Raw genomic sequence first — 18,176 nt, forward strand, 5'->3', positions numbered from 1 at the left:
ACGGCGAGCACAGGAAAACTCGCATGACAATTGCCATTTCATCGCTGACCAAACGGTTCGACCAGACTGCGGTTCTGCGCGGCATTGATCTGACGATCAATGACGGGGAATTGGTGGCATTGCTCGGGCCTTCCGGGTCGGGCAAGACCACGCTGTTGAAGATCATCGCCGGGCTGGACTGGCCCGATGCCGGCGGGTTGGTCGTGAACGGGCAGGACTGGCTGCCCCTGCCCGCGCAAAAGCGGCGGATCGGGTTTGTGTTCCAGCATTACGCGCTGTTCCCGCATATGACGGTGCGCGACAACATCGCCTTTGGCCTGACCGTGCGCCCCAAATCCGAGCGCCCGAGCAAGACCGCGATTGCCGCCAAGGTCGATGACCTGCTGGGTCTGCTGCAGATTCCGCATCTGGCCGACCGCTTTCCGGCGCAGTTGTCTGGCGGTCAGCGGCAGCGGGTGGCCCTTGGGCGGGCGCTGGCCATCGAACCGGCGGTTCTGCTGCTTGATGAGCCCTTTGGCGCGCTTGATGCCGCCATCCGCCGCGACCTGCGGGCCTGGCTGCGCGAGGTGCATCAGGCGACAGGCTCGACCACGCTGTTCGTGACCCATGATCAGGAAGAGGCGTTCGAGCTGGCCGACCGCGTCGTGGTGATGGGCGAAGGCCGGATCGAGCAGATCGGGTCTGCCGACCAGATCCACGATCATCCGGCATCTCCGTTTGTCGCCCGCTTCATGGGTGCCGTGGTGGAATTGCCGGTCACCTTGCGCGCCGGACGGGCCGAGGCGGCGGGGCTTGATGCCCGCATGCTGGAACGCCGCGCAATGGCCGATGGCCCGGCGCAGTTGTTCCTGCGCCCGGATGCGATTGCGCTGGACGCTGACCCGGCCAGCCCCTGGATCTTGTCGCACAAGGCCAGCAACGGGGCCATGATCCGCGCGACGTTGCGCCGGGCCGATGGCACCGAAGTGCCGGTCGATCTGCTGCGCCATTCGGCCCCGGATCTGAGCCTTGGCACCGCTTACCGCCTGCGCCCGCTGACTGGCGCGGTCTTTCCTTTGGACGGCGTCGCACAAAATGATGCGCCGCGTCCGCTTCCCATTCTCAAGGAGAAACGCCAATGAAACACGGATTGATCAAGGCCGCCGTTCTGGCCGCCAGCTTGGGCTTTGCCGCCCCCGCAAGCGCACAAGACAGCATCCTGAACGTCAGCTATGATATCGCGCGCGAGCTGTTTGAGGCGCTGAACCCGGCGTTCATTGCCCAGTGGAAGGCCGACACCGGGCGCGACCTGACCATCGACCAGAGTCATGGCGGATCGTCGCGTCAGGCCCGCGCCATTCTGGAAGGGTTGCAGGCCGATGTGGTGACCTTCAACCAAGAAACCGACATCGACGTGCTGGCCGAGGGCGGTCTGCTGCCCGCCGGTTGGCGCGATGCGCTGCCGAACGGGGCCTCGCCCTATTATTCACTGCCCGCCTTCCTCGTGCGCGCGGGCAACCCCAAGAACATCCGCGATTGGTCTGACCTTGCCCGCGAAGACGTGGCCCCGATCTTCCCCAACCCGAAAACCAGCGGCAACGCGCGCTATACCTACCTTGCGGCCTATGCTTACGGGCTGGAACAGAATGGCGGCGACCATGCAAAGGCGCAGGAGTTTGTGAAAGCAATTCTGTCGTCGGTGCCGGTATTCGATACCGGTGGCCGCGCGGCGACGCAAACCTTTGCCGAGCGGGAACTGGGCGACGTGCTGGTTACGTTTGAGGCCGAAACCGGCGGAATTGCCCGGGAATATGCGGCCCAAGGGTTCGAGCGTGTGACGCCATCGCTGTCGCTGTTTGCGGCCTTCCCCGCAGCGGTGGTGGCCGAAAACGCCGACAAGAAGGGCGCGACCGAGGTTGCGACCGCCTATCTGGAATGGCTGTATTCGCCAGAGGCGCAGGATATTCTGGCGCAGAACTTCTACCGAGTGAATGACGCGGACATCGCCGCAAAATACGCCGCCGACTTCCCCGAAGTGCGGCTGGTGACAGTGGACGAGGTGTTCGGTGGCTGGGATGCGATCCGTGCCGAGCATCTGGCAGATGGCGCGATCCTTGATCAGGTGTTTGTGAACCAATGATTCACGCCGCCGCGCCTGTCCGTGCCAAGCGCGTCTTGCCGGGGTTCACGCTGAGCCTTGGCACGACGCTGCTGTACCTGACCGCGATCATCCTGATCCCGGTGTTGGCGCTGATCCTGAAAGGGGCCGAAATCGGCCCGGCGCGGTTCTGGGCCATTGTCACGGCGCCGCGCGCGCTGGCGGCATTCCAGGTCACGATCACCGCTGCGGTGATCGCGACCGCCTTCAACGCGGTTTACGGCTTGCTGATGGCCTGGGTGCTGGTGCGGTATGAGTTTCCCGGCAAACGGATTCTGGATGCGCTGATGGACATTCCCTTTGCGCTGCCGACGGCGGTGGCGGGGTTGTCGCTGACGGCGCTGTTTTCGGCCAATGGCTGGATCGGCCAGTTTCTGGAGCCGCAGGGGATTTCCATTGTCTATACGATCTGGGGCGTTGCCTTGGCGATGGCCTTTACCTCGGTGCCGTTTGTGGTGCGGACCGTGCAGCCGGTGCTGGAGGATCTGGACCCGGCTTTCGAGCAGGCGGCGCGCACGCTGGGTGCGTCGGAAGGGGCGATCTTTGCCCGCGTGGTGTTTCCGCAGATCCTGCCCGCCTGGCTGGCAGGCTGCACCATCGCTTTTGCCCGCAGTCTGGGCGAGTTCGGGGCGATTGTGTTCATCGCGGGCAACCTGCCGATGAAGACGGAAATCGCGGCACTGCTGGCCTTTATCCGGCTGGAGGAGTTCGACTATCAGGGCGCGTCGGCGATTGCGCTGGTGTTGTTGATGTTCGCGCTGATCCTGCTGGTGGTGTCAAACCGGCTGCAGGCCTGGGCAATGCGGTTCAAGGGCATATAGGGGGGTGTGATGCAGACGCTTGCGATGGACCCGACCCGGAACCGCCTGATGCCGCGCCTGTTGATCGGGGTGGCGGCCCTGCTGACGCTGCTGATCGTGGTGGCGCCGCTGGTCTATATCTTTGCCCGCGCCTTTGGCGAAGGCTGGAAGGTTTATGCCGCCAACCTGATGCATCCGGCAACCGTGCATGCGATCTGGCTGACCAGCATTGTCGCGCTGATCGTGGTGCCGATCAATGTGGCCTTCGGGATTGCAGCGGCCTGGGCGGTGGCGCGGTTTCGCTTTCCGGGGCGCAGCATTCTGGTGACGGCGATCGAGATACCCTTCTCGATCTCGCCCATCATCGCGGGGATCTGCTATCTGCTGCTGTACGGGCGTCAGGGTATTCTGGGACCATGGATGCAGGCGAATGATCTGCAGGTGATGTTTGCCCTGCCCGGCATCGTGCTGGTCACGATGTTCGTGACCGCCCCGTTTGTGGCGCGTGAAGTGCTGCCTTTGATGCAGGCCCAGGGGTCCGAGCAGGAGCAGGCGGCGCTGACGCTGGGGGCAAGCGGGTGGCAGATGTTTGCCCGGGTGACGCTGCCCAATATCCGCTGGGCGCTGCTGTATGGGGCGGTGCTGTGCACGGCCCGGGCGGTGGGGGAGTTTGGCGGGGTGTCGGTGGTGTCGGGCAATATCCGGGGCCAGACCAATACCCTGCCCCTACATGTGGAACTGCTGTTCAACGATCTGAATGCGACCGGGGCCTTTGCGGCGGCGTCGGTGCTGACCTTGCTGGCGCTGGTGGCTCTGGTCATCAAGGCGGTGCTGGAGGGGCGGCGCGGCGCGTGAGGTGTCACACGGGCACCCCCGTGTGACGTCGATAGAGATCAAGCCATATCAATGGCTTGATCTTTTCATGTTCAGTAACTTTTAACACCTCACCGCCTGCACCCTGGCCGCCTGTTTCCCCGCCTGACCCGGGCCATCGCCCCGGCCGCCGCCCCCTCCATGCAGCGGGTCGCGCCGCGCTATGGCGGATGACAATTGACTTTCCGGTAAAAAATCTGGCTTTGTTACAAACGAAGGGGCGCCGGGGAGGCCGATTGTTACATGGATGTCATGTCTATCGGGAATAGGTGCCCAGTCAGCAAATCCCTAGGAGGAAGACACATATGAAAACCGCAAACCTGTGGGCAATCGGGTTGATGGCGCTGCCAATGGCAGCACAGGCCCAGACCGAGATTTCCTGGTGGCATGCCATGACCGGCGCAAATTCGGAAGTGGTGGAAAAAATCGCCTCCGATTTCAATGCAAGCCAGTCTGATTACGTGGTGAAGCCCGTGTTCAAGGGCACCTATCCCGAAACGCTGAACGCCGGCATCGCCGCGTTCCGCGCCGGCCAGTCGCCCGACATCATTCAGGTGTTCGACGTGGGCACCGGCGTGATGATGGGCGCACAAGGCGCCATCAAACCTGTCGCCGAAGTGCTGGGCGAAGCCGGGTTCACCTTTGACAAGAGCGAGTATCTGCCGGGCATCGTTGGATATTATTCCAGCCCCGAAGGCGAGATGCTGTCGTTCCCCTACAACTCATCCGCACCGATCATGTTCTACAACAAGGACATCTTTGAAAAGGCAGGGCTGGATGTGAACACCCCGCCGAAAACCTGGGCGGAAGTCTGGGCGGCGGCACGTCAGATCAAGGAAAGCGGTGCGGCCACCTGCGGCTATACCTCGACCTGGCTGACCTGGATCCACACTGAAAACTTTGCCGCCTGGAACAACGTGTCCTGGGGCAGCAACGAAAACGGTCTGGCCGGCACGCCGGAACTGGCCGTCAACGGCCCGCTGTTCGTGAAGCATTTCCAGGAAATGGCCGATCTGGCGAAAGAGGGCGTGTTTGTCTATGGCGGCCGCACCTCGGAAGCCAAGCAGAACTTCACGTCCGGGGAGTGCGGGATTCTGACCGAAAGCTCGGGTGGCTTGGGCGATATCGTCAAGGCTGGCATCAACTATGGCATCGGCCAGCTGCCCTATGACGAAACCGCGACAGGTGCGCCGCAGAACACCGTTCCCGGTGGGGCGTCGCTGTGGGTAATGGGCGGCAAGTCGGATGAGGTCTACAAAGGCGTGGGCACCTTCTTCAACTACCTGTCGCAGACCGAAGTGCAGCAGTATCTGCACGAAGTCTCGGGCTATCTGCCGGTGACGATGGCGGCGTATGAAGCCACCAAAGCCTCGGGCTTTTACGAGACCAACCCGGCGCGTGAAGTTCCGATCACCCAGATGATGGGCAAGGCACCGACCGAAAACTCCAAAGGCGTGCGCGCGCCAAACCTGCCGCAGATCCGCGACATCCTGAACGAAGAGTTCGAGAAGATGCTGGCAGGTCAGCAGACAGCTGAACAGGCGATGACCGCCGCAGCCGAGCGCGGCAATGCCGCGATCCGCGACGCAACCGGCGGCTGAACAGTCCGGTACAGGGCGCGCACCGGCCATGGCCGGTGCGCGCTTTTCTTTTGACCAACGCAAGGACTATGAATGCGGCGCACCGTCTTTCCGCACAAGTTGCTGCCCTGGCTTTTGCTGGCACCGCAATTGGCGATTACCCTGATCTTTTTCTATTGGCCTGCGGCGCAGGCCTTTCGCCAGTCTGTGCTGCGCGAAGACCCGTTCGGCCTGTCATCGCAATTTGTGGGGCTGGCGAATTTCCGCAAGGTTCTGAATGATCCGGCCTATCTGAATGCGGCGCAGGTCACGGTGGTGTTTTCGGTGCTGGTGGCGTTTTTTGCCATGACGATTGCGCTTTTCCTTGCGGTGCAGGTGGAAAAGATCGTGCGCGGCAAGGGGTTGTATCGCACCCTGATGATCTGGCCCTATGCGGTGGCCCCGGCGATTGCGGGGATGCTGTGGCTGTTCATGTTCAACCCGTCCTTTGGCACACTGGCCTGGCCCCTGCGGCAGTTGGGCATCAACTGGAACCCGCTCCTGGACGGCGAGCAGGCGATGGCGCTGGTGGTGGCGGCGGCGACGTGGAAGCAGATCAGCTATAACTTCCTGTTCTTTGTGGCCGGGTTGCAGGCCATCCCGAAATCCCTGCTGGAGGCGGCGGCGATTGACGGCGCGACCAAGCGGCGGGCGTTCTGGACCATCGTCTTCCCGCTTCTCACGCCGACGACGTTTTTCCTGTTGGTGGTGAACACGGTTTATGCGCTGTTCGACACCTTTGGCATCATCCATGCGGTAACCAGTGGCGGGCCGGGCAAGTCGACCGAGACGCTGGTCTACAAGGTCTATAACGACGGGTTCGTGAACCTGATCATGGGCGATTCAGCAGCGCAGTCGGTGATTCTGATGGTCATCGTGATCAGCCTGACGGCCTTCCAGTTCCGGTTCATTGAAAAGCGGGTGCACTATGGATAACAGCACGCAAGGCCCGCTGGTGGCGCGCGGCATGGGCCGGACAATGGCGCATCTGTGGATGATCCTGGGTGTGATCATCGTGGCCTTTCCGGTCTATTACGTCTTTATCGCCTCGACCCATTCAGTGCAGACGATCCTGCGCCCGCCCCTGCCGTTGCTGCCGGGGTCGGACGCCTATGAAAATTACCGGGGAGCGTTCTCGGGTGAGATCAACCGGATCGGCGGGGTCAGCCTGTGGCGGCTCTTGGGCAATACCACGCTGATTGCAGTGGGGATTGCAGTGGGCAAGATCGTAATTTCGATGGCCTCGGCCTATGCGATCGTGTTCTTCAAATTCCCGTTCCGCATGGCGTGCTTCTGGCTGATCTTCATCACCCTGATGCTGCCGGTCGAGGTGCGGATTCAGCCGACCTACAAGGTGATGGTGGATCTGGGGCTGATCGACACCTATGCCGGGCTGATCCTGCCACTGATTGCATCGGCGACCGCAACGCTGCTGTTCCGGCAGTTCTTCATGACCATCCCGGATGAGCTGCTGGAAGCGGCGCGGGTGGATGGCGCCGGGCCGTGGCGGTTTTTCAAGGATATCTTGTGGCCCTTGTCACTGACCAATGTGGCAGCGATTTTCGTGATCCAGTTCATCTATGGCTGGACGCAATATCTGTGGCCGCTTCTGGTTACCAATTCGAATGAAATGAACACGATCGTCATTGCGCTGAAGAAGATGGTTTCTTTTGCCGATGCCGATACCCCCTGGAACCTCGTCATGGTGACTTCGGTGCTGGCGATCCTGCCGCCGATCCTTGTGGTCGTGCTGATGCAGCGCTGGTTCGTGAAGGGTCTTGTCGAGACGGAGAAGTAAATGGCACATATTCAGCTGAACGACCTGCGCAAAAGCTATGCCGGGCAAGAGGTGATCCACGGGATCACGATGGACATCTCCAACGGGGAATTCGTGGTGATCGTCGGGCCTTCGGGCTGCGGCAAATCCACCCTGCTGCGGATGGTGGCGGGTCTGGAAGGGATCAGCGCCGGCACGATTTCCATCGGCGACCGGGTGGTGAACGATCTGGAACCGCGCGAGCGCGACATCGCGATGGTGTTCCAGAACTATGCTTTGTACCCGCATATGAGCGTGCGCGAGAACATGGCGTATGGCTTGAAGATCGCCAAGATGCCGGTGGCGGAGATTGACGCACGGGTGGCGAAGGCGGCCACCATGCTGGAGCTGGAGCCCTATCTGGACCGCAAGCCGCGCGCCCTGTCGGGCGGGCAGCGGCAGCGTGTGGCGATGGGGCGGGCTTTGGTGCGCGAACCGGCGGCGTTCTTGCTGGACGAGCCGCTGTCGAACCTGGACGCCAAGCTGCGGGTGCAGATGCGGTTGCAGATCAAGGAGTTGCACCAGCGCACCGGGCAGACCACGCTGTATGTGACGCATGATCAGGTGGAGGCGATGACGCTGGCCGACCGGCTGATCGTGATGAACAAGGGGGTCGCCGATCAGATCGCCACCCCGCATGAGGTGTACATGACCCCGGCCAGCGAGTTCGTGGCGGGGTTCATCGGGTCACCGGCGATGAACATCTTCACGGTACGGGCCGAGGCTGGTGTGGCGGTGTTGCCCGGCGGCCAGCGTCTGCCACTGCCGGGGCTGCCCGCCAGCGGCGAGGTGCGGCTGGGGCTGCGGCCCGAGGATATGGAGCTGGTGGAGGGCGACACGCCGTCGATTCCGGTGGTGCTGAAGTCGGTGGAATGGCTGGGCGCGGATGCCTTTGGCTATGGGGTGATCGAGGGGTCGGATGTGCTGATGACCCTGCGCCTGCCCGGCAATACGTTGGCCAAACGCGGCGACCGACTGCACGTGGCGGCGGCGCAAGGGCGGATTCATCTATTTTCGCCCGAGACCGGGAAGCGGTTGTAGAGGTTTGTGGCAGGGGCGGCCGCAGCGCCGCCCCGGGGTTTAGCCGGTGCCCAGCACCAGAAAGATCACCGACAGCGATACCAGCAGCAGGCCCGCGACCTCGCGCCCTCCCAGTTTTTCGCGGAACCAGAGCGTGGAAAACAGCAGGGTGAAGATCACCTCAACCTGGCCCAGCGCGCGGACATAGGCGGCGTTCTGCAGCGAGAATGCGGCGAACCAGCCGAGTGAACCCAGCAGCCCGGTGATGCCCACCGGCGCGGTGCGGCGCCAGCCGTGCAGCACGCGGGCCATTTCGCCGGGCTCGCGAAAGCTCAGCCACAACGCCATGATCACCGATTGGATCACGGTGGCGGTGGCCAGTGCCAGCAGCGCGCGCAAAAGGAAGGGGGCGGGTTCCAGCGACAGCGTGGCCCCGCGGTAGCAGATCGCGGCCACGGCGAACAGCGCGCCGGCAGCAAGGCCGAAGGCGACGGGCCGCCCTTCGAACGCGGTGGTGCGCGGGAAGGACAGGCAAACCAGTCCAGCAAAGCCGACGGCGATGGCAAGGCCCGCGCCGAAGGACACCATCTCGCCAAGAATCAGCGCCGAGGCGACGGCGGCCTGCAGCACCTCGGTCTTGGTGAAGGCGATGCCGGTGGCAAAGCTGCGCATGCCCATCAGGCGGACGGTAAGCTCGGTGGCGATGATCTGGGCGATGCCGCCCACGACCACATAACCGAAGAAGGCCACCCCCGGCACCGGCAACGAGACGCCGGACTGCACATAAAGCGCGCAGGCCGCTGCCGTGGCCAAGGGCGCGGCAAACAGGAAGCGCGCGAAGGTCGCCCCGCCGGGGGAAAGCCCGGTGGACCCCAAAGCCTTTTGCAGCGCGAACCGCAGGGTCTGCGTCAGGGCGGCAAAAATCGTGAAGGCGATCCAGAGGTCCATCACGGCTGTGATGCCACGGCGGTGGCTTGAAGACCAGCCGCGCGCGCGCCTTTTGTGCCGGGTTTCCCGGCGGTCCTGCGACACTTAAAATATTGCCATGCAAGCAGATTTGCGCCACGCTTTGCGGGTCGCGCCCGGCTGTCGGGCGGGATGGTTTGGCTTGTCTCAGAGATCATACATGAACCCGCGTTCGGAAATTCACGCCCGCCTTGCCGCCTCGCTCAAAGAGGCGCGGACGGCCAAGGGGCTGAGCCTTGATGCCGTGGCGCGGCTGTCGGGTGTCAGCCGGTCGATGGTCAGCCAGATCGAGCGTGGCGAAAGCAGCCCCACGGTGGCGACGCTGTGGAACCTGACGCAAGCGTTGCAGGTGGATTTCGCAGGGCTGCTGGAGGCCCGCGAAACGCCGCGGATCGAGGTGATCCGGGCCGAGGTTGCACCGGTGATCGGCGGTCGGGGGCTGGGGGTGACCATCCGCATCCTGTCGCCCGCCGAAGCGGTGGGCGAGCATGAGGTGTATGACCTGACCTTTGCTGCAGGTGGCAAGCTGATCAGCGATCCGCACGGGCCGGGGTGCCGGGAGCATCTGACGCTGCTCGACGGTGCAATCGAGGTGACCTCGGGCGAGGAAAGCCAGCAGCTGGGCACCGGCGACACGGCGCGGTATTTCGCCGACCGCCCGCACCGGATAGAGGCGGTTGGCGGACCGGCGCGCGCCATTCTGATCGTGCAGAACAGCTAGCAGCATCACGGATCTTGCGCCACGCGGGCCTTCGCCTCGACCTGCGGATAGCTGCGCGCCATCAGCAAGGTGCGCGCCAAAGACATGACGATCAGCCCCAGCCAGAGGGCGTGGTTGCCGATCAGCGGCAGGCCGATCAGGATGGTGGCCAGATACAAGATCAGCGAGACGAACATCACGTTGCGCATCTGGCGCGACATGGTGGCGCCGATGAAAATGCCATCAAAGATGAAGCTGCCAAAGCTGACCAGCGGCATGATACAGACCCATGGCAGATAGCGCATCGCCTCGGCCTGCACATGGGGGGCGGTGGTCATCAGGGCGATCAGTTGGGGGCCGCCGAACAGGGCTGCGGTGGTGAGAATAAGGCTGCCGCCCAGCGCCCATTTGCCCGACAGGATGGCCGCGCGCCGCAATGGCCCCACGGCGCGGGCACCGACGGCCTGCCCCACCAGCGCTTCGGCCGAAAAGGCGAATGCGTCGAGCATGTAGGAAAACAGGTGCAGGAATTGCAGCAGCACCTGATTGGCGGCAAGGTTCACATCGCCCTGCCCCGCAGACAGGAACACGAAAGACGTATATAGATTTTGGGCAGGGTGGACAGGCACACCATCACGACCAGAACCACAAAGGGCACGTTGTGGATGGCATGCGACCAGATGATGGCCCACATGCCCGGCTCCAGCCCCATCAACCGCGCAGCGATGCGGAATGCGGTGGCCGAGATGACGCCGGGGATGACGGCTGACACGCAGAGTGGACCCGCGCGGCGACGGGGACTGGGTGGCGAAGGAATAGTTCATGAAGCGCCAGCGCCATGCATCATCCATTCCTGCAAAATCGCAGGTGAAGCCATAGCTGCCGATGCCCATGAATTTATTGACCGTCGGCGTTTTGGTGCGGCGGATCAGGTGGCGGACCTCTGACGCGCCTGCCTCCAACGCCTCTGCCGCGTTGTCGACCGCTGATGCGCCGACGCCGACCACCGCCACGCGTTTGCCGCGCAGGGCGGCGAAGTCGATGGGATCAGCGGAATGCGCCCAGAAGGCCCGGTCCAGTCCGGTCACGAAAGCAGGAATCTGCGGGGCACCGGTGCCATTGCGCCCGGTAGCCATCACCAGCTTGCGGGTCAGGATGCTGTTTTGCGCCGCCCCGGTGACATGCAGGCGCAGCAGGCCTTCTTCGGGTTCGACACGAGCCGGCGCGACACCGTTTTCCACCGGGACCTGCATCACGCGCCGATACCATGACAGATAGTCCATCCACATCGGACGCGGGATCTTGTCCCTCGACCACGGCTTCGCCGCCATGGTCACGGTGCGGCACTTAATTGGCTGGAGGATAGCACAGATCCTGCAGATCGCGCGCAAGGCGCGTCTCCAGCTACGCCGATCCCGATGGTGACGGTTCTTGTGCAGTCATCGCGAAACCTCTGGCCGGTCGCCGTTGAGGCACATCGACAGGGCCATGATGGCCCGGTGATGTGCAGCTTTGATCTGTCCCCACCGGGCGGAGCCGGGCAGCCGGGGAAGATCGTCTGGCCGGGGTATTGCCCCCCGGAGTGAGTGACGTTTCTGACCCATCGCGACACATTGTTCCGATATTACGGATTAAATGGTGCCATAGCGGATGGTCATGTCAAGAATTCTTTACCACAAGATCATTTAATTCGTGGCCCGGCGCGCGCTGCACGTTGGTCATGCCAAAGCTGCCTCGGGCAAGCGGAAAAAAATGGCGCGCGCAGGATCACACTGGTACGTCCGCGACAGATCGGCGGCTGTGGCGGAAAGGGATGCGACGCTGTCCAGAATGGTCTGCACCTTATCGTCCGTCATCAGCGGTGACAAGTTGAGCCGGACAAATCCCGGCTTCTGCATCTCGTCGCCTGACAGGATTGCGTGGCGCAGGCGGGCTGAGGCGGCGGCGTCGATGCCCAGCAGGCGGTGCACATAGGGCCCGGCGCAGGCACAGCCGCCGCGGGCCTGAATGCCGTAAAGATCGGACAAAAGCCGAGTAATCAGCTGATGATGCACAAAGCCGCCCTGCCCGTCTTTGATCCGGAAAGAGAAAATCGGCAGGCGGTTGCGATCGGCAGGGCCAAGCAGGGCAATGCGGGGCTGGCTGGCCCATGCGGCGTTCGCCCGCTGCACCAGCACGGCGTTACGTATGGCCATCTGCGCGATGCCGATGCAGTCCTTGACCATGAAGACCAATGCCGCGCGCAGATCACCGGTCACGTTCGGAGTGCCCGCCTCTTCGCGTGCCTCAAGCCGCTGGCTGTAGTCATGCGCGCCGGGTGATACAAATCGCACGGTGCCACCACCGGGCCAGCTGGGACGGTCTGACACCACCGCGTCGCGGCGCATAATCAGCACACCCGATGCCCCAGGCCCGCCAATGAACTTGTGCGGCGAGATCACGATGGCGTCGATTTCGGCGTCGGGTGCCGGTGACATGGTGATCGGCAGATAAGGGCCGCCGCCGGCGTAATCCCAGACCATCCGCGCGCCAGCCGCCCGGACCTGCCGCGTCAGCGCCCTGACATCGGCCACCTCGCCGGTGATGTTGGAGGCGGCCGAGAAGGCGCAGATGATGCGCGCGCCTTTGGGTGCCGATGCAAGCGCATGCGCCAGTTCGGCACGGTCGGGGCCGCCCATCGGGTCTTCACCCAGCTCGATCACCTCGGCCCCGCTTTCGCGCCAAGGGAGCAGGTTGGAATGATGCTCGAACGGGCCGAGGATCACCCGCGCGCCGGGGCCCGCGCCCAGCAGCGCCACCAGCCGGTTGATGCCCGCCGTGGCACCCGATCCGCAGAACACCACCGCATGATCCGGCCCCGCCCCGCAGGATTGCGCGATGATGGCGCGGGCGGCGCGGCGCATCTGAGTCATCCGCGCACCGCAGAACGAGGCTTCGGTATGGCTGTTGGCGTACCAGGGCAGCACGTGATCCATCAGGAAGGTTTCCACCTGACGCAAGGCGCGGCCCGAAGCGGTGTAGTCGGCGTAGATCAGCGGTTTGGGGCCGCAAGGGCCGTCGATCAGCGCGCCCTCGCCGATCAGGCCGGCGCGCAGGGCAGCCAGCGGGTCTGCCGCCTGCAAGGCGGTGCGGAACGGGGAAAACAGATCGGCGGCGTCGGTCACGGGGTGGCACTCCTTGGTCTGCCTTTACGATAGATCGAATTCGGGCAATCAAATGCCGCGATATTCCGGTATATTTCTATAAATTCAGATCATATGATCCAATATATGAAGACTATGGATATTTTTGATCTGCGCATCCTCACAGCGATGCAGCGTGATTCGTCACTGTCGCAGCGACAGATTGCCGATCTGGTGGGCCTGTCGCAGAATGCCTGCTGGCGGCGGATACAGGCATTTCAGGCGGCGGGCATATTGGCGGGCTCGCAGGCACGGGTGGATCTGGCGGCGCTGGGGCTGGATCTGACGGTTTTCGTGATGATCCGCACCCGGCACCATGCGCGCGATTGGGTAGACCGCTTTTCGCACCATGTGCAAAGCCTGCCCGAGGTGATCGACTTCAACCGGATCGGCGGGGAGTGGGACTATCTGCTGAAAATTGTCACACCCGGCATGGCGGGGTATGACCGGTTCTATCAGCGGCTGATCGACGGGTTCGAATTCGACAAGGTGACGGGCCTGTTTTCCATGGAACAGATCTTTGAAAACCGCCCCGCCGATCTGAACCGCCTGCTTTAGCGGTCAGGTCCAGTCCAGCACGACCTTGCCGCTGGAGCCTGCGCGCATCACCTCGAACCCGTCGCGGAACTGGTCGACGGGGAAGCGGTGGGTGATGACGCGGCGGATATCCAGCCCGTTTTCCAGCATGGCAATCATCTTGTACCAGGTCTCGAAAATCTCGCGGCCGTAGACGCCTTTCAGGGTGATGGCCTTGAACACGATCCGGCTCCAGTCCACCGGGGATTTGCCGGGGGGAATGCCGAGCATGGCGATGCGGCCGCCCATGACAAGGTTTTCGATCATCTGGTCGAGCGCGGCCTGATTGCCCGACATTTCCATGCCGACATCAAACCCCTGCTTCATCTTCAGCCGGGTTTCCACCTCGCGCAGATCCTGTTTCAACACGTTGACCGGCACCACGTCGGCGACTTGCGCCGCCAGATCGAGACGGTCCTGATTGACATCGGTGATCACCACATGGCGCGCGCCGACGTGGCGGGCGACGGCGGCGGCCATGATGCCGATGGGGCCGGCGCCGGTGATCAGCACATCTTCACCCACCAGATCAAAGGACAGCGCAGTGTGCACCGCGTTGCCCAAGGGGTCGAGGATGGCGCCGATGTCATCGTCGATCTCGTCCGGCAGGGGCACCACGTTGAAGGCGGGCAGCGACAGGTACTCTGCAAAGGCGCCCTGTTCATTCACCCCGATGCCGCGCGTGGCGGGATCAAGGTGGAACTTGCCCGCGCGCGATTGACGCGACTGGTTGGAAATCAGGTGCCCTTCGCCCGAACAGCGCTGGCCGATGGCAAGGCCGGTGACGTTGCGGCCCAGTTCCACAATCTCGCCCGCGAATTCATGGCCGGTGACGAGGCCCAGCGGCACAGTGCGGGCGGCCCAGTCATCCCAGTTCCAGATATGGATGTCAGTGCCGCAGATGCCGGTCTTGCGGATACGGATCAGCACATCATCGGGGCCGATTTCCGGCACTGGGCGTTGTTCCATCCAGAGTCCGGTTTCCGGTTTGGTTTTGGCCAGTGCTTTCATGTCGTTGCGCATCAGATGACCCCTACGGCTTTGCCTGCGGCACGGAACTGATCAAGGCCGAAATCCAGATCGGCGCGCGTCAGGGCGGCGTTCATCTGGGTTCGGATACGGGCCTGCCCCTTGGGCACCACGGGGAAGAAGAAGCCCGAGACATAGACGCCCCGGTCATAAAGCGCGCTGGCCATGGCTTGTGCCAGAGGGGCTTCGCCCAGCATGACCGGAATGATCGGGTGTTCACCGGGCAGCAAGGTGAAGCCCGCATCTGCCAGGCCTGAACGCCAATAGCTTGCGTTGTCAAACAGCCGGGCGCGCAGGTCATCTGCCGCCTCGACCAGATCGAGCGCCGCCAGACCTGCCGCCACGATGGCGGGGGGCAGCGCGTTGGAAAACAGGTAAGGCCGTGCGCGTTGGCGCAACAGGTCCACCACCGCTTGCGGCCCGGCGATATAACCGCCCAGCGCGCCGCCCAGCGCCTTGCCCAGCGTGCCGGTCAGGATGTCGACCGACACCCCGTGATGCGCGGGCGTGCCCCGACCCTGTGGACCCATGAAGCCGGTTGCGTGGCAATCATCCACCATGGTCAGCGCGCCGTATGTTTCAGCCAGCGCGGTGATGGCGGGCAGGTTGGCAAGATAACCATCCATCGAGAACACGCCATCGGTGGCGATCAGGATGTGGCGGGCACCATCCGCGCGGGCGGCCTGCAATTGCGCCTCCAGATCGGCCATGTCGGAATTGGCGTAACGGTAGCGCTTGGCCTTGCACAGCCGGATACCGTCGATGATCGAAGCGTGGTTCAGCGCATCCGAGATGACCGCATCCTCGGGGCCCAGTAGCGGTTCGAACAGGCCGCCGTTGGCATCGAAACAGGCGGCGAAAAGGATGGAGTCGTCCATGTGCAGAAACTGCGCGATCCGCTGTTCCAGCTTACGGTGCAGATCCTGGGTGCCGCAGATGAAGCGCACAGAGGCCATGCCGAACCCGTGATCGTCAAGCGCACGATGGGCAGCGGCGATCAGCGCCGGGTCGTTTGCAAGCCCCAGATAGTTGTTTGCGCACAGGTTCAGCAGCGGGCGCCCCGCCACCGTGACATGCGCCGACTGTGGCGATGACATGATACGTTCGCGCTTGAGCAGGCCTTGCGCTTCAATCTCGGCCAACGTCTGGCCAATCTGGCGAAGGAAGTCGGTGCGCGACATCAGTCTCTCCTTCTTGTACGATGGGAATGTTGGGCAAGCAGAGCGTGAATGTCAATATAAAAGAATATCGTCCGTTATTACGGATGTTGGAGCGCGACGCAGACCCTGCTTGAGAGGCGGTGAGCGCAACCCTCTTGGACGATCAGCAAAAGGCATTTGGTGAGGGTCGCAACGAGGATTGACAGGCGGCCATTGCCCAGCCCCCGGCATTTAAACCGTGACATTCCCGCTGTTCGGCGGAAAGCAGCCATTTGTCGCAGAATATTTTGCGCCGGAACGCGGCAGCCATTGACGGCTGCGGGTCCGATACCCCATCTGCGGCATCATGAAGGCTGGGGTTTTCGGGGACATAATCGGGAAAATGCTTTGCACACGCAGCATGGCAGACTTGCATTTTGCGCATAGCAGTCGGTCTGGCGCACCCCTCTATAACCTGAGAACTTCATTGAGTTTTTACCGAATCGACGTGCGGGAGCCAAAATGCCGGATATGCCGGGACAGACAGATATGATGCCGCGACGCTCTTTCCTTGGGCTCTTAGGGACTGCTGCCCTGCTGCAGTGCAGCACCGCCCTTGTAGGCGTTGGACATGCACAGACCCCGCCCCCCACTGAGGCTGCCGGAATGCCGTTCGATTTTGACCGCCTGACAGAAGAGATGCGCAGCCTTGCCACCGCGCCGCATGCGCCGTCAGATCGGGCGACAGGGTTTTTCAGCACCTTCAGCTATGATGATTATCAGGCAGTGCAGTTCAACCCGGAGCAGGCGCGCTGGTCAGGCACCGATGCCGGATTCCATGTGCATGCCTTCCACCTTGGCTGGCTGTTTGCCGAGCCGGTAACGATGTTCGAGGTTGAGGGCGGCGTGGCGCGCCCGATGGTGTTCAGCACCGACGATTTCCGTTATTTCGATCTTGTCCGCGACCGTGTGCCAGAACATGAGCCCCTGCCGGGGATCGCCGGGTTCCGGCTGAACGCACCGCTGAACCGGGCCGATGTGTTTGATGAGGTGGTGGCCTTCCTGGGGGCCAGCTATTTCCGCGCCGTGGGGCGCGATACCGGCTATGGCCTGTCTGCGCGCGGGCTGGCGATCAACACCGGGCTGGGCAAGCCCGAGGAATTCCCCCGCTTTTCGCGCTTCTGGCTGGAACGGCCTGCGGCGTTTGCCCGCGATGTGGTGATCCATGCAGCACTGGAAAGCGAAAGCTGCACCGGGGCTTACCGCTTTGTGATCCGCCCCGGCACCGATACGGTGATGGACGTGACAGCGCGGTTGTTCTTCCGCACCGAAGTGGACCAGATCGGCATCGCACCGCTGACCTCGATGTATCTGTTTTCCGAAAAAAGCCGCACCGATTTTGACGATTTCCGCCCCGCCGTGCATGACAGCGATGGGTTGGCGATTCACCGGCGCGACGGAGACCGGAACTGGCGGCCTCTGAACAACCCGAGCCGGTTGTCTGACTCGTGGTTTATCGAGGAAAGCCCGCTTGCCTTTGGCCTGATGCAGCGGGACCGGGACTTCGAGAATTATCAGGATGCGGTGTCGCATTATGAACGCCGCCCCTCGCTGCTGGTGGAACCTGTGGGGGAATGGGGCAAGGGCGCCGTGCGTCTGGTGGAAATCCCGACTCCGCTTGAGGTGAATGACAACATTGTGGCGTTCTGGGTGCCCGAAGCCCAGCCCGTGCCCGGCGAGATGATGGAATTTGCCTATCGCCTGCATTGGGGCGCGCTGCCGGTCGATCCGGCGGCGGACGTGGCTTTCGTCAAGGAAACGCGGGCCGGGGTTGGTGGTGTGTCGGGCGTGGAAAACACCGATGGCAGCCGAAAGTTCGTGGTCGATTTCGCCGGAGGCTTGCTGTCGCGCTTACCGTCAGATGCCGAGGTTGACGCTGTGGTGACCATCGCAGGTGGTGAAATAGTCGTCAAAACACTGTCAAAGATTGAAAACAATGCAGTCTGGCGTTTGGTGGTGGATGTGAAGCCCAATCAGGGGGCCACGGTGGAACTTGTGGCGCATGTCGCGGGTTACGGCCGCAAGCTGACAGAAAATTGGCTCTATCAATGGATGAGCGCATGACTATGGCACCCTTTGCCGCGACAGAAACATTTCCAGATGTCGGAACCGGCGGCATGGACCTGTCTGTCCTTGCCCCCCCCATGGCACCGCTGGCAATGCCGAAACAAACCCTGACCCGCGAGGCCGGGCCGCTGTGGCGCGGCTTTGTCGCGGTCTTGTCCCTGCTGCGCCGGGATATGGGCCGCGTGGGGTAAG

17 protein-coding genes are annotated in these 18,176 nt (G+C 62.8%); 12 read left to right on the forward strand and 5 right to left on the reverse strand.

Annotated features, from left to right (window positions below):
* Positions 1-23 precede the first annotated feature (23 nt).
* The 8 genes from EEB11_RS07950 to EEB11_RS07985 all read left to right on the forward strand — a co-directional run bounded on the left by EEB11_RS07950 (position 24) and on the right by EEB11_RS07985 (position 8,286).
* A complete protein-coding gene (locus tag EEB11_RS07950) occupies positions 24-1,121 on the forward strand; it encodes a sulfate/molybdate ABC transporter ATP-binding protein (protein ID WP_135430017.1) in 1,098 nt (365 codons plus the stop codon).
* A complete protein-coding gene (locus EEB11_RS07955; protein ID WP_135430019.1) occupies positions 1,118-2,119 on the forward strand; it encodes a sulfate ABC transporter substrate-binding protein in 1,002 nt (333 codons plus the stop codon). Before EEB11_RS07950 ends, EEB11_RS07955 begins: the two co-directional genes overlap by 4 nt.
* A complete protein-coding gene (cysT, locus tag EEB11_RS07960; protein ID WP_135430021.1) occupies positions 2,116-2,958 on the forward strand; it encodes a sulfate ABC transporter permease subunit CysT in 843 nt (280 codons plus the stop codon). Before EEB11_RS07955 ends, cysT begins: the two co-directional genes overlap by 4 nt.
* A gap of 9 nt (positions 2,959-2,967) precedes the next feature.
* A complete protein-coding gene (cysW, locus tag EEB11_RS07965; protein ID WP_167852694.1) occupies positions 2,968-3,792 on the forward strand; it encodes a sulfate ABC transporter permease subunit CysW in 825 nt (274 codons plus the stop codon).
* Positions 3,793-4,115: 323 nt separating this feature from the next.
* Positions 4,116-5,411 (forward strand): sn-glycerol-3-phosphate ABC transporter substrate-binding protein UgpB, encoded by a 1,296-nt coding sequence (gene ugpB, locus EEB11_RS07970; protein ID WP_135430023.1) that lies wholly within the window; start codon positions 4,116-4,118, stop codon positions 5,409-5,411.
* Positions 5,412-5,483: 72 nt separating this feature from the next.
* The gene (gene ugpA / locus EEB11_RS07975) at positions 5,484-6,365 is read left to right on the forward strand and encodes a sn-glycerol-3-phosphate ABC transporter permease UgpA (RefSeq protein ID WP_135430025.1); all 882 of its coding nucleotides are present in this window, start codon (positions 5,484-5,486) and stop codon (positions 6,363-6,365) included.
* Positions 6,358-7,227, forward strand: a complete 870-nt coding sequence (gene ugpE, locus EEB11_RS07980) for a sn-glycerol-3-phosphate ABC transporter permease UgpE (RefSeq protein WP_135430027.1) — start codon at positions 6,358-6,360, stop codon at positions 7,225-7,227. The genes ugpA and ugpE overlap by 8 nt, the downstream gene beginning before the upstream one ends.
* Entirely contained in the window at positions 7,228-8,286 is a 1,059-nt protein-coding gene (locus EEB11_RS07985; protein ID WP_135430029.1) for a sn-glycerol-3-phosphate import ATP-binding protein UgpC, read from the forward strand.
* A 39-nt stretch (positions 8,287-8,325) separates the two neighbouring features.
* Here the strand turns inward: EEB11_RS07985 and EEB11_RS07990 are convergent, their stop codons facing one another.
* On the reverse strand, positions 8,326-9,213 hold the full coding sequence (locus EEB11_RS07990; protein ID WP_135430031.1) for an EamA family transporter: 888 nt from the start codon (positions 9,211-9,213) through the stop codon (positions 8,326-8,328).
* A gap of 178 nt (positions 9,214-9,391) precedes the next feature.
* On the opposite strand from EEB11_RS07990, the gene EEB11_RS07995 reads away from it, so the two are divergent.
* Positions 9,392-9,952: a helix-turn-helix domain-containing protein gene (locus tag EEB11_RS07995; protein ID WP_135430033.1), complete on the forward strand. Its 561-nt coding sequence runs from the start codon at positions 9,392-9,394 to the stop codon at positions 9,950-9,952.
* 5 nt (positions 9,953-9,957) lie between these two features.
* Here the strand turns inward: EEB11_RS07995 and EEB11_RS19540 are convergent, their stop codons facing one another.
* Positions 9,958-11,262, reverse strand: coding sequence for an MATE family efflux transporter (locus tag EEB11_RS19540; RefSeq protein ID WP_245298827.1), 1,305 nt, complete (start codon positions 11,260-11,262; stop codon positions 9,958-9,960).
* A 387-nt stretch (positions 11,263-11,649) separates the two neighbouring features.
* Entirely contained in the window at positions 11,650-13,095 is a 1,446-nt protein-coding gene (locus EEB11_RS08015; protein ID WP_135430035.1) for an aminotransferase class V-fold PLP-dependent enzyme, read from the reverse strand.
* 105 nt (positions 13,096-13,200) lie between these two features.
* On the opposite strand from EEB11_RS08015, the gene EEB11_RS08020 reads away from it, so the two are divergent.
* Positions 13,201-13,671: an Lrp/AsnC family transcriptional regulator gene (locus tag EEB11_RS08020; protein ID WP_210134393.1), complete on the forward strand. Its 471-nt coding sequence runs from the start codon at positions 13,201-13,203 to the stop codon at positions 13,669-13,671.
* Between the two features lie 3 nt (positions 13,672-13,674).
* On the opposite strand, the gene tdh is transcribed toward EEB11_RS08020, so the two are convergent.
* Positions 13,675-14,700, reverse strand: coding sequence for an L-threonine 3-dehydrogenase (tdh, locus tag EEB11_RS08025; protein ID WP_245298828.1), 1,026 nt, complete (start codon positions 14,698-14,700; stop codon positions 13,675-13,677).
* A gap of 11 nt (positions 14,701-14,711) precedes the next feature.
* Positions 14,712-15,899, reverse strand: coding sequence for a glycine C-acetyltransferase (locus tag EEB11_RS08030; RefSeq protein ID WP_135430041.1), 1,188 nt, complete (start codon positions 15,897-15,899; stop codon positions 14,712-14,714).
* A gap of 480 nt (positions 15,900-16,379) precedes the next feature.
* Between EEB11_RS08030 and EEB11_RS08035 the strand changes: the two genes are divergently transcribed.
* Together EEB11_RS08035 and EEB11_RS08040 are read left to right on the forward strand one after the other, a co-directional pair.
* Complete coding sequence (locus EEB11_RS08035) at positions 16,380-17,981, forward strand: OpgD/OpgG family glucan biosynthesis protein (protein WP_210134394.1); 1,602 nt, start codon at positions 16,380-16,382, stop codon at positions 17,979-17,981.
* Positions 17,978-18,175 carry a hypothetical protein gene (locus EEB11_RS08040; RefSeq protein WP_135430043.1) on the forward strand — a complete coding sequence of 66 codons (198 nt, stop codon included), beginning with the start codon at positions 17,978-17,980 and terminating at the stop codon, positions 18,173-18,175. Before EEB11_RS08035 ends, EEB11_RS08040 begins: the two co-directional genes overlap by 4 nt.
* Position 18,176 lies beyond the last annotated feature (1 nt).

Origin of the sequence: Pseudotabrizicola sediminis (genome assembly GCF_004745575.1) — a bacterium.
GTDB classification, from domain to species: domain Bacteria; phylum Pseudomonadota; class Alphaproteobacteria; order Rhodobacterales; family Rhodobacteraceae; genus Pseudotabrizicola; species Pseudotabrizicola sediminis.